This is a genomic window from Paenibacillus sp. sgz302190 (assembly GCF_059820445.1).
Window position 1 is genome coordinate 123028 of sequence record NZ_JBZYAO010000019.1, and the last position, 11855, is coordinate 134882.

General features: G+C 50.4%; 13 protein-coding genes. 12 read left to right on the top strand and 1 reads right to left on the bottom strand.

Annotated elements, in window-relative coordinates; translation table 11 throughout:
• Window positions 1–32: 32 nt before the first annotated feature.
• Genes AC6RNO_RS21210 through AC6RNO_RS21225 form a run of 4 tightly spaced genes read left to right on the top strand, consistent with a single transcriptional unit; the run spans window position 33 to window position 4304 of the window.
• Window positions 33–776 carry a YveK family protein gene (locus tag AC6RNO_RS21210; protein ID WP_474684013.1) on the top strand — a complete coding sequence of 248 codons (744 nt, stop codon included), beginning with the start codon at window positions 33–35 and terminating at the stop codon, window positions 774–776.
• Window position 777: 1 nt separating this feature from the next.
• Complete coding sequence (locus AC6RNO_RS21215) at window positions 778–2163, top strand: oligosaccharide flippase family protein (RefSeq protein ID WP_497106650.1); 1386 nt, start codon at window positions 778–780, stop codon at window positions 2161–2163.
• Window positions 2164–2196: 33 nt separating this feature from the next.
• Window positions 2197–3051 carry a glycosyltransferase gene (locus AC6RNO_RS21220; protein ID WP_497106651.1) on the top strand — a complete coding sequence of 285 codons (855 nt, stop codon included), beginning with the start codon at window positions 2197–2199 and terminating at the stop codon, window positions 3049–3051.
• Window positions 3048–4304, top strand: coding sequence for a hypothetical protein (locus AC6RNO_RS21225; RefSeq protein WP_497106652.1), 1257 nt, complete (start codon window positions 3048–3050; stop codon window positions 4302–4304). The genes AC6RNO_RS21220 and AC6RNO_RS21225 overlap by 4 nt, the downstream gene beginning before the upstream one ends.
• Before the next feature lie 315 nt (window positions 4305–4619).
• Here AC6RNO_RS21225 and AC6RNO_RS21230 read toward each other — a convergent pair whose 3' ends face one another.
• Window positions 4620–4991 carry a helix-turn-helix domain-containing protein gene (locus AC6RNO_RS21230; protein WP_474684017.1) on the bottom strand — a complete coding sequence of 124 codons (372 nt, stop codon included), beginning with the start codon at window positions 4989–4991 and terminating at the stop codon, window positions 4620–4622.
• A gap of 181 nt (window positions 4992–5172) precedes the next feature.
• On the opposite strand from AC6RNO_RS21230, the gene AC6RNO_RS21235 reads away from it, so the two are divergent.
• The 8 genes from AC6RNO_RS21235 to gmd all read left to right on the top strand — a co-directional run bounded on the left by AC6RNO_RS21235 (window position 5173) and on the right by gmd (window position 11843).
• Window positions 5173–5613: a hypothetical protein gene (locus tag AC6RNO_RS21235; RefSeq protein WP_497106653.1), complete on the top strand. Its 441-nt coding sequence runs from the start codon at window positions 5173–5175 to the stop codon at window positions 5611–5613.
• A 16-nt stretch (window positions 5614–5629) separates the two neighbouring features.
• Window positions 5630–6415 (top strand): CpsB/CapC family capsule biosynthesis tyrosine phosphatase, encoded by a 786-nt coding sequence (locus AC6RNO_RS21240; protein WP_497106654.1) that lies wholly within the window; start codon window positions 5630–5632, stop codon window positions 6413–6415.
• A 176-nt stretch (window positions 6416–6591) separates the two neighbouring features.
• Window positions 6592–7347, top strand: coding sequence for a YveK family protein (locus AC6RNO_RS21245; RefSeq protein WP_474684020.1), 756 nt, complete (start codon window positions 6592–6594; stop codon window positions 7345–7347).
• A complete protein-coding gene (locus AC6RNO_RS21250; protein WP_474684021.1) occupies window positions 7328–8029 on the top strand; it encodes a CpsD/CapB family tyrosine-protein kinase in 702 nt (233 codons plus the stop codon). The genes AC6RNO_RS21245 and AC6RNO_RS21250 overlap by 20 nt, the downstream gene beginning before the upstream one ends.
• A 244-nt stretch (window positions 8030–8273) precedes the next feature.
• On the top strand, window positions 8274–9164 hold the full coding sequence (galU, locus tag AC6RNO_RS21255; protein ID WP_474684022.1) for a UTP--glucose-1-phosphate uridylyltransferase GalU: 891 nt from the start codon (window positions 8274–8276) through the stop codon (window positions 9162–9164).
• Window positions 9165–9176: 12 nt separating this feature from the next.
• Window positions 9177–9866, top strand: coding sequence for a sugar transferase (locus AC6RNO_RS21260; protein WP_474684023.1), 690 nt, complete (start codon window positions 9177–9179; stop codon window positions 9864–9866).
• Between the two features lie 24 nt (window positions 9867–9890).
• Window positions 9891–10832, top strand: coding sequence for a GDP-L-fucose synthase (gene fcl, locus AC6RNO_RS21265; protein ID WP_497106655.1), 942 nt, complete (start codon window positions 9891–9893; stop codon window positions 10830–10832).
• Window positions 10833–10856: 24 nt separating this feature from the next.
• Window positions 10857–11843, top strand: coding sequence for a GDP-mannose 4,6-dehydratase (gene gmd / locus AC6RNO_RS21270; protein ID WP_474684115.1), 987 nt, complete (start codon window positions 10857–10859; stop codon window positions 11841–11843).
• The last annotated feature ends 12 nt before the right edge of the window (window positions 11844–11855 follow it).

The window sequence follows — 11855 nt, forward strand, 5'->3', positions numbered from 1 at the left end:
AGACAGCGCAGCGGAATTGCGGAGGGATTTGTATGGAATTAAAGGATTTTTTTCGGGTCATCAAAAAGAGGCTATGGATCATCATCGCCTTCAACCTTTTAATTACGGGAGCAGCCGCCTTTTATTCCTTTAACTACATGCCGCCCAAGTACGAAGCCAAGAGCGATCTGGTCGTGAATAAAACGAACGAAGCGGCGGGCGGATTGGTTTCATACGATTTGATTATGGCAAACAAGGGGCTTATTGCAACGTACAAAAGAATTATTTTGAACCCTGCGATTTTGGGCAAAGTTCTTGAGCAGTATCCCGATATCGGAATGTCGCAGACCGAATTAGGCAAGCGTCTTTCGGTGACATCGGAGGATAACACGCAGATCATTACCGTCGCCTACCGGGACACCTCTTATGAAAAAGCGGCCCACATCGTCAATGCCGTATCGAAAGTGTTTGTAGCGGAAGTGCCGTCGATCATGAAGGTGGATAATGTCGTCATTCTGAATACCGCCGCTGATTCGGACAATGCGGGTCCAGTCAGCCTGAATCCTCTGGCGGCTGCGCTTGTGGCCTGGTTTGCCTCCCTCGTCTTGCTGATCGGCGCGGTGAATGCGGTCGAATACTTCGATACGACGATCAAATCGGAAGAAGACGTGCTCAAGGTGTTCGGGGTCTCGGGCGCCGTACTGATTCCAAAATTCAGCAGGAAAGACCGGAACCGGGATTCGTTCAAACCGGGACAAAGCAAGCCCAATAAGCCGACTGTGGCGGCAGGTTCTTGATATGGACAAGAAGACGCTGGTGAATAAAGTACTGTCGGGCGGAGGTTGGGCGCTGGCGGGCAAGCTGGTGTTCGCTGCGGCGAGCCTGCTGATCAATGCGATGCTGTCCAGGCTGCTCGGGCCGCAAGAGCTGGGAACGTATTTTATTGCTTTCAATATCGCTTTTTTCGGAAGCATCGTCGGGATGCTCGGCCTGAACCAGAGCATTGTCAGGTTTTTGGCCGAAAATAACCGGCTCGCGCGGTACCGGGACATGCGGCGGGCGGTTCAACTGGCGATCGGCATCGCGCTGCTGAGCGGTGCGGCCGTATTCGTCCTGTACATAAGCTTTCAGCACTTCTTTAATCTCAATTTGTTCCATTCTCCGCTTTTGGAACAGATGAATGTCCTCGTTGCATTGTGGATTTTGTGCAACATGTTCCAGCAGCTGCTGGCGGAAAGCTTCCGGGGGCTGGACGACATCCGGCTCGCCACAGTTTTTGGCGGCCTGCTGTCCAATCTGCTGCTGGTCGCCGCTTTATCCGTATTTTTTGTTACCGGACGGCCGAATCTCTCGGATGTTCTCCTGCTGGTCAACCTCTCGATTGCGCTGAGCATCGCCGTATCTGCGGCGGCTTTATTCAAGAAGCTCCGCCGCCTGCGGGCGGATCAGGGGCAGCGTTCGTCCGCCCCGCTTGCCGCGGAAGCGCGCCGGATGTTTGCGATTTCGCTTCCCATCATGGTATCGGCGGTCACCCTGTTTTTTCTCACTTCGTCGGATATTTGGATTTTGGGCGTTTTTCGGGGTGCCGACGAAGTTGCGGTGTATGGCGCCGCCACCCGGCTGATTGCGCTGGTCGCGCTCTGTGAAATCGTAAGCAATTCGGTTTTGCCCTCGCTCATCGTCACCATGAATACGAAGGAAACGCTTTCACAATTGCAGAAGCTCGGCCGGATCGTTACCGCCATCTCGCTGCTGCCGGCCGCTGCGATCATGATCCTGTTTTTACTGCTGGGGTCGTGGATTCTGGGCGTCATCTTCGGTTCCTTCTATGAGAAGGGATACTGGATTCTGATTCTGCTCAGTCTCGGCCGAGTCGCGAATGTATGCGGCGGAGCGAACGGGCTGCTGCTGACACTGGCCGGCCATCAGAAGACGCTGATGAACATTACGCTGATAACGAGCATCGCGACTGTCATCGCCAGCGTCGCCGCCGCCGCATATTCGGGTGCGTTCGGTTTGGCGGCGGTCATGTTTGCCGGGCTCGGCGTGCAAAACGTATTGATGTGGGTTTGGACGAGAAAGAAGCTGGGAATCGTGATTCATCCGGATTTTCCGCTGCTGCTTGGCGAAGCGAGGTCTTATTGGGACCAAAGAAGAACGCGCAGCGCGACAAACGCGAACTGAAACATAAAATTGTGTTTAGAGGAGCAGCAGTATATGAAGAGAGAAGCCATACCGGTCTCCGTCATCATTATGACCAAGAACGAGGAAAAACGAATCCGCCGATGTTTGGAAGGGGTCAAAGCGTTTGAAGAAGTATTTGTTGTGGATTCCAACAGTACGGACCGAACGGCGGAGATCGTAAACGAAATGGGGGCCATCCTCGTCAACTTCACTTGGGACGGCAAATATCCGAAGAAAAAACAGTGGTGCCTGGAGAACCTGCCCTTCAAGCACGATTGGGTCATCTATGTGGACGCGGATGAAATCGTCACTCCCGAAGCCGAGGAGGAAATTCGCAGGTTGTTCCTCAACCAGCCGCGGAGCGACGGCTATTTTGCCGGCTACGACTATATTTTTATGGACAAAGTGCTGAAGTTCGGACATCGCATGTACAAATTGATTCTTTTCAACCGCAACAAGGGCAGATTTCTGGATTACGACGATTTGGACGCATCGAATATGTGGGAGGTGGAAGGGCATTATCAGCCGCAGATCAACGGCAGGACGGAAGTGCTGAGCAAGCATCTGATCCACTTTGACCATGATTCTTTGTTCGATTACTTTGCCAAGCACAACCGGTATTCCGATTGGGAAGCGGTTGTCCGCAACAAAGGCCTCTTCTCGAACCTGAACGAATCCCAGATCGCAATCCGCAGGCTGCAAAAAAAGATTTTCAACAAGATGCCGATGAAGTGGGTGTTCGCCTTCCTGCATTCCTACTGTCTGAAGCTGGGCGTGCTTGACGGAAAAGCGGGGTTCCACTACGCGCTGGCGCGGTCGATGTATTACTGGCAGGTGGGTATCAAAATGTACAGCATGAACAGCGCCAATAAGGACAAAGCGCTATGACCGCATCCGTCAAAAGCGGCTTGTACATAGCTCTTGCACTTGTGATCTACGCGACGCTCAGCTCCCCGTTTCCGAAAAATCCCGGCTTGTTTGAAGCCGTCATCGCCTTGTTCCTGCTGCTGTTTGTCCGCATTCCGGTCGGTACGCTGATCGCCGCCGGTTCCTTTCGCGGGATGGAGCCGTACAGGAGCTTCCCGGCGTGGCTGCACATTCTTTTCTTCTTCCTGCTGTGGTGGGAGCTGTTTAACGGAGCCGTGCTGAAGGGCAACGGTTTAAGAGATATCATTCGCGATCTGATTCCGTTCGTTTATTTGTATATGCCGTTGTTCCTGCTTCCGGTTATAAACAAGTCGAAACACAATTTCGGAGCGATTCTGCCGTGGCTCATTTCGATGACAGGCGTGATTTTCGCAATTCGCTTCTATATAAAAGCAGGAGTCAGCCTGCTGGACATCGGCCGGATGTACTTTTCCGACTATCTCCTTTACTTCCCGTACGATCCCAGCGTCATCTTTGCCGGTATTTTCCTGCCGCTGACGGCGATTCAAATGTGGAAAATGTCCAGCCCGGCCCGCATGCTCGGCAGCATTGCGATGATTGCGGGAGGAGTCCTGGCCCTGGGCTCATTATTGGCGGTGGCCCAGCGTGCCCCGATCGGTCTTGCCGCAGTCTGCTTTATTCTCTATTCACTCGGCATGGCGCGGCAATCCTTGGCCAAATTCGTTCTGGTCGTAATCGTGTTCGCCGCCGTGTACGTCATCGCGCACGACCAGATTACAAGCTCCCTGGAGCTGCTGCAAGCGAAGCAAAGCGAATACGGCGCCAACGGAAAAACGGATGAAATGTTCACGATTTTTTCGGAAGTCGTAAGAGACCCCTCCGCATTTTTCCTGGGGAGAGGCTGGGGAGGGCTGTTTTTTGATCCGATCTACATGGATAAAGTGTCCTATACCCATTCTGTCATTACCTACTATATGCTCAAATCGGGGGTCATTGGACTTATAACATTCATTTTGTATATGGCGTGGATTTTGCATCATACGGCAAGGTCTTTGTCCATGAGCCGCCTGCCGGTCATTCTGGCGTCCATCGTACCGGTAAGCATCGGCATGTTTTTTCAACCCAGCTATAAATGCTTGTCTTACGGGGTTATTCTAACGGTATTATGCACACTTTCCCAGCGCGAACAGGTGAGGGAACGGGAACCGCAGAAGCGGGGGCGCATCCGCATGTTGGCAAAAGCAAGCAGCTGACGAAGATGTATCGAAATTATGATACATATTGTATCTGTCGAAACAAAAAGAAAAAAAGAAAACCGACCCTGATGGCGTAGGATTTGCCAGAATAAGGGAAATATATCTTCGAAAATGTTCTTGACACGATACAAGATGTATCATAAATTAGGTACATAAGAGAAAAGTGCTGCACATAATATGATTCTAAAAACGGTTGGAAAAGAGGTTCTTACATGAAAGAAGAAACTCCCATCACGCTTGACATATTGAAGGTGTTAGCGCAGCTTGGTTTGAAAGAAGAAGCGTTTATAAGCAGCGAGGACGATAAACTCGTTACTTTAGAGAACGCTCAGCCCTCACAAAAGCAATAAATCGCTTTGCTTCCTCGGGTGTCAATTTATTTCCGTCCACGGTTAGCGAAAACTTCTCAAGAATCGCATCGTCCGATAACTCCAGCTGGTCGACAAATTCCCGTACATCCTGATCAAGCACACTGTCCGATTTATTCGTTCTTCCTAACAAATAATCTATAGAGACGTGAAAGAAAGATGCGATTTTATCGATCGTATCGTAATCCGGTTCTCTTCGAGAAGTCTCGTAGTGAGATAGGGCCGCTCTGGAGATCCCCAATTTATGGGCCAATTCTTCTTGGGTAAGCGCATTTTTCTCGCGCAAAAAGGCAATCCTGTCCCCATACTTTGTCATAATGTAAGTTCCTCACATTTCGATAAGAATAATAGTAACCATTATTACCATTGTGTAAGACCTATTATACCAGTGTATGTAAGTTAGGAAAACCTAAAATATTGATTTTGTATATATTGCATGATACATATCGTATCTATGTTTAGTTCACTTTTGCCTGTTTATGAAAGGAAGATGAAAAATGTCCATGGCAAGAAGCACCGCGCAAAATTATAGAATCGGGTTCGCCCCCCGCATGCAAGGGGTTATGCAAATCGCCAGTCTCAACGGGCGGCGGATGGATTCCAAAATAGCTCCGATCGAGCTGTTGTCCGCAGATGCCGATGGCATCAGATTCCGCTCGGACCTTAAGCTGCCTGTCGGCGGGCAAGTCGTATGGCGGTTCCAATTTCATGGTGACAGCCGCCATTCGGCAGAGGGCGTATTGGTCGCCGCAGCCGGCGAAGCGGGCGGTTATGAGTATGAAGCCGCCTGGCTGGACGGCGAAAAAGCGCGGAGCTCGCTGCTGGAATCTCTGTTCGTTTACGGGAAGCTGCAATACATTTTGTTTCAAGCGATGCGCAGCTATGTTAACCAGGATTCTCCCGACGCCCAGCGTCATACGATCAATTTACTAGGTTAGCGAAAGGGGGAACTTTATGCTTATCGACACCCATTGTCACATTTTGCCGGGACTTGACGACGGCGCCGATCAGACGGATGACGCCATTGAGATGGCCAGGGAGGCGCAGCGGCAGGGCATACATACGATTGTAGCAACCCCCCACCATGCGAACGGCAAATATGATAATGCGGCGGTAGATATCGACCATGCAGTAGATGCGCTCAATCGGGAACTCCAACTCAGAGGCATAGCGGTGAATATACTCGCCGGCCAGGAAGTCCGGGTCTATCCGGGATTGTTGAACGATTTATCCGCTGGCCTTATCCGCACATTGAACGGGTCGCGGTATTTGTTAATCGAATTCCCTTCGCAGAGCGTGCCCGCCTATTTTCAGGAGATGCTGTTTGAGCTGCAGCTGATGGAAATTACGCCGGTGATCGCGCACCCGGAACGCAACGCGGTTTTTTTGAAACAGCCGCGGGAGCTGGGCTCGCTGGTGAGCCAGGGAGTTCTATGCCAGGTCACTTCCCAATCGTTGTCAGGTTTGTTCGGCAAGAAGATTCAAAGATTTGCATTTGACCTATGCAAGGAGCAGGTCGCGCATGTCATTGCTTCCGATGCCCACAATATGGGATCGAGACCGTGCACCCTTGCCAGGGCATATGCTTATTTAAATTCCAGCCTGGGCGAAAAACACGTCGGGCATCTTGTGGGAAATGCCGGCCTGCTGATCCGCGATGAAACGATACGGATCTTTTCCACAGGGCGGATAAAGAGAGATTGGCTGCGCTTTTTACGGCCGCATTCGAGCCATTTTTAAAATAATTCAGATACAAAATGTATCTTGTTATTTTGACTAATTGGCTTGTAAACAAATGAAAATTTTTGAAAATCACTTGACACTATACAAAACGTATCTTAAAGTAGAGTCATAGATACAAAATGTAACATAGAAAATGCAGCTGATGTAGAAAATCGTTTAGGCTGGAGGTCCAGATGGAACTAGAACTGAAAGAGTATGTAAGAATATTTCGCAAACGGCTGTGGATTATTTTCAGCATCGTGCTGGCCAGCACGCTGATCGCAGGAATCATAAGCTACTACTTCATGCAACCGGTGTATTCGGCAAGCGCCAAGCTGATCGTCAACAAGTCCGAGGACAGCAAAGGAAAAGAAGCGTTTGATTATGGGACCGTAAGCGTCGACATCAAGCTGGTGAACACTTATAAGGAAATCATAAAAACGCCCGCAATTATGGATAGAGTCGTGGAAAGATACCCCGAAATCAAGCTGTCATCGGAAGCTTTGATCAACAAAGTGAAAGTCAGCTCCGTGAACGAAACGCAAGTGATGACCATCTCCGTGCAGGACCAATCTCAGAAGCAAGCCGTGCGCATTGTCAATGCAATATCGGAGGTCTTCCAAAGCGAAATTTCCTCCATTATGAAGGTCGATAACGTTACGATTCTGAATCGTGCCAAAGAATCTGACCGGACCGCCCCCGTAAGCCCGAATCCGACTACCAATATCGCCATCAGCTTCCTGATCTCTTTGCTGGTTTCCATTGGAATCGCCTTTTTGCTGGAATATATGGACGATACCATTAAGACGGAAAAAGATGTTGAGAATTATCTTGGCATTCCGACGCTTGGCGTTATTACGAAAATCAAGCCCAAAGATGTAGTCAAAGGCTATTCGGCCAAAAAACAAAGAGTAGTGGGGGATGCAAAGTATGTCAACGTCAACCAATAAAAAGGGCATCCCGCTTATTACCAATACGAATCCGAAGTCGTACATCTCGGAAGCGTACCGTACGCTTCGCACCAATATTACCTTTTCCTCGGTAGATAAGGAAATACGTCGAATTCTGGTGACGTCCTCCCAGCCGAAAGAAGGAAAATCGACGACGATTACCAATCTCGCTGTAGCTTATGCGCAGGAAGGCAAAAAGGTTCTCGTGATCGACGCTGACTTGCGTAAACCGACACTTCATCATTATTTTCTCAAATCCAACCGGATGGGCCTTACCAATGTTTTGGCGAATCAATGCACGATGGAGGAAGTCGTCACGGCAACGGATATACCGAATCTGTCCTTTTTTCCTTCCGGGCCGGTTCCGCCCAATCCTTCGGAGCTGCTCGCTTCCCAAAAAATGAGCCTGCTGCTCCAACAGTTGGAAGCGGAGTTCGATCTGATCTTTTTCGATTCCCCTCCGCTGCTTGCGGTGACGGATTCGCAAATACTCGCCACATTGTGCGACGGAGTCATTCTTGTGGTTCAATCCGGCAAAGTGAAGCGGCAGCTCGCCAGACGGTCGCTGCAGCAGCTGGACAATGTGAAAGCGAACGTACTCGGCGTCGTGTTGAACAACAAGCCGAATCTGAAGAACGACGATACGCCTTACTACTATTATTACGGTGCGACCGACAAATAAATAAAGGATTAGGTAAAGTCTGCTGCACCTTTATCACTGCAGGCACTCGATCATGCTGTGGGTGTGCGAGCACCTTAGACGTATATCGTCGGTGGTGTGATGTGAGGAAGGGTTGAATGCCCCAAGTAAAAGTGCTAGTTATTCTGTTTTATGAAACGATAGCTTCTTAAGACGGAATACCTAACACTTTTATTTTAGACAGAAAGAGGCGTAGGAGCAGAATTCAGAAAATGGAGGTAACCGTATGAAACAAGTGAAGAAGGCAATTATCCCAGCTGCAGGACTCGGTACACGATTTCTCCCGGCAACGAAAGCAATGCCCAAAGAAATGCTGCCTATCGTAGATAAACCGACGATCCAGTACATTGTTGAAGAAGCAGTCGAATCGGGGATTGAAGACATCATCATTGTAACTGGGAAAGGGAAGCGGGCGATTGAAGACCACTTCGACAATGCCTTCGAGCTGGAGCAAAAATTACTCGAAAAAAACAAACTGGAACTGCTGGAGCAGGTGCAGCGATCGGCGAAAATGGTGGACATTCATTACATCAGGCAAAAAGAGCCCCGCGGTTTAGGCCACGCCGTATGGTGCGCGCGTAAGTTTATCGGCAACGAGCCGTTTGCCGTGCTCCTCGGCGACGATATCGTAAAAGCTGAAACACCTTGCCTCCTGCAGTTGATTCATCAATATGAAATAACGGGCCGTTCGGTGATCGGGGTTCAAAGCGTGCCGGACGAAGAAGTTCACCGGTATGGCGTCATTGATCCTGCCGAATCGCTCGGCAGCAGACTGTATCAAGTGAGCAATTTTGTCGAAAAGCCGAGCAAGCTGATGGCCCCGTCGAATATGGCGATTATGGGCAGATATATCCTGACGCCGGAAATATTCAACTTTTTGGATAAACAAGAGGTGGGAGCCGGCGGCGAAATTCAATTGACCGATGCGATTCAGAGGCTGAACGAGCTTGAGCAGGTCTATGCCTACAATTTTGAAGGCACACGCTATGATGTGGGGGAAAAATTGGGCTTTATCCTGACTACTCTGGATTATGCGCTGATGAACAGCGAGCTGCGGGAGCCGCTTCTGGCCGCTCTGGAGCAAATGGTGAATCGAACCAATACTTATGCTAGATAAGGGGTATGAGTTATGAATCTGTCTGATGTAGATGTTGCTGCCCGGAGAAGCCAATATCAAGCTGCTCATTCGACAATTACTATCGAGAAAGATTTATCCTTGTACTTGTTTGTCAAAAGGACTGCGGATATTGTGCTGTCGCTGGGGGGAATTATTTTTCTGATCCCGGTATTTTTCTTCGTCGGCGCGTTGATCAAGATCGAGGACCGCAAGGGCCCTGTATTTTTCAAGCAGATTCGGGTGGGGAAAGACGGCAAGGAATTTTATATGTTCAAGTTTCGCTCCATGGTCAGCAACGCGGAGGAGCTGCTCGCAGACCTTTTGGCCAAAAACGAAGTGAGCGGAGCTATGTTTAAAATGAAAAACGATCCGCGGGTAACGAGAATCGGCAGATTCATCCGCAAAACGAGCATCGACGAGCTTCCCCAACTGTGGAACGTGCTGAAAGGCGAGATGAGCCTGGTCGGGCCCAGACCTCCGCTGCCCAGAGAAGTGGCGGAATATACGGCTTACGACAATCTGCGCCTGCTCGTTACGCCGGGCTGCACGGGCCTCTGGCAGGTAAGCGGGAGAAGCAACATCGGCTTCGAGGAAATGGTCGAGCTCGATCTGGAGTACATTATGAACCGCAGCGTAAGGAACGATCTGAAAATTATCGTTAAGACGTTTGCCGTTTTGCTTGGCTCCAAAGACGCTTTTTAATTTGGAAGAGATATGAGGTGCCGTATGGAACTAAATGCCAAAATATATGTGGCCGGCCACCGCGGTTTGGTGGGCTCGGCGATTTTAAGAAGCTTGCAGGCCAAAGGCTTTGCCAATCTGGTAACGCGCACGAGCGCCGAGCTGGACTTGCGCAATTTTGACGACGTGCTGAGCTTTTTCTTGAAAGAAAGAATCGAATATGTGTTTCTTGCGGCGGCCAAGGTCGGGGGCATCGTGGCGAACAACGAGTATCCGGCCGATTTCATTCGCGATAATTTGCTGATTCAGACCAATGTGATCGATGTATCGTACCAGACGAGCGTGCAGAAGCTGCTGTTCCTCGGTTCGACTTGCATTTATCCGAAGCTGGCTCCCCAGCCGCTCAAGGAAGAATATTTGCTGACCGGCGAACTGGAGCCGACCAACGAGCCTTACGCCATCGCCAAAATCGCCGGCATCAAAATGTGCCAATCATACAACCGTCAATACGGAACCCGCTACATATCGGCGATGCCGACGAATTTGTACGGCCCCAACGACAATTTCGATCTGGAAAAATCCCATGTGCTTCCGGCGTTGATCCGGAAATTTCATGAAGCGAAGGAGCAGGGGCTGCCTGCCGTAGAAATTTGGGGAACGGGCACGCCGAGACGCGAATTTTTGCATGCGGACGATTTGGCGAACGCCTGCGTCTTTTTGATGGAGCAGTACGAAGGCAGCGATATCGTCAATATCGGAGTGGGAGAGGATATTTCCATTAAAGAGCTGGCGGAGCTGGTCAAGGACATTGTCGGCTTTGAGGGCGGCATTGCATACAACACCTCTAAGCCGGACGGGACGCCCCGCAAGCTGGTGGATGTAGCGAGAATCAACAGTCTCGGCTGGAAAGTGCAAATCCCGCTGCGAGACGGAATCCGCTCGGCCTATCGGTGGTTCCTCGACAATCAGCTCGCCGTAACCAAATAAAATACATTCTCTGGAGGATATATGATGAAAACAGCGTTAATTACCGGCGTTACAGGTCAAGACGGATCTTACCTGGCGGAGTTCTTATTGGAAAAAGGATACAAAGTGTACGGCCTGCGCCGCCGCACGAGCACGCCGAACTATGAGAACGTCGAGCACATTAAAGATCGAATCAACTGGATTTCCGGAGATTTGACCGACCTGGCTTCCCTGATTGAAGCTGTTCGCATTTCCCAGCCTGACGAGGTTTACAACCTTGCGGCCCAGTCCTATGTCGCCGCTTCATGGCCGCAGCCGCTCACGACAGGGCAAATCACGGCGCTCAGCGTGACGAACATGCTCGAAGCCGTGCGGATTATGAAGCCGGACGCGCGCTTTTATCAAGCCTCCAGCAGCGAGATGTTCGGCAAAGTGGTGGAAACCCCGCAATCGGAAACAACCCCGTTTTATCCGCGCAGCCCTTACGGCGTAGCCAAAGTTTACGGGCACTGGATCACCGTCAACTACCGCGAAAGCTTCAACATGTTCGCCTGCTCCGGCATTTTGTTCAACCATGAATCCCCGCGCCGGGGTTTGGAATTCGTTACGCGCAAAGTGACGGATGCCGCAGCGCGCATTAAACTGGGCCTGCAGTCGGAGCTGCGCATGGGCAATCTCGATTCGCTGCGCGATTGGGGTTTTGCCGGCGATTACATCAAAGCGATGTGGCTGATGCTGCAGCAGGATGAGCCTGACGATTACGTCATTTCCACAGGTGAAATGCACACGGTCAGAGAGCTGCTCGAAGTTGCGTTCTCCTACGCGGGATTGAATTACGAGGATTATGTCGTCATCGATCCGGCTTTTGTAAGACCGGCGGAAGTCGATCTGCTGCTGGGCGACTGCTCCAAAGCCAAGGAAAAATTAGGCTGGAAGCTTGAAGTCGGCTTCAAAGAATTGATCCATATGATGGTCGATTCCGATCTGAAAAAGGTAGAGGCCGAAGGAAGGGCGAAGCTCATTCAAGTCTGACCGGTAAGGATG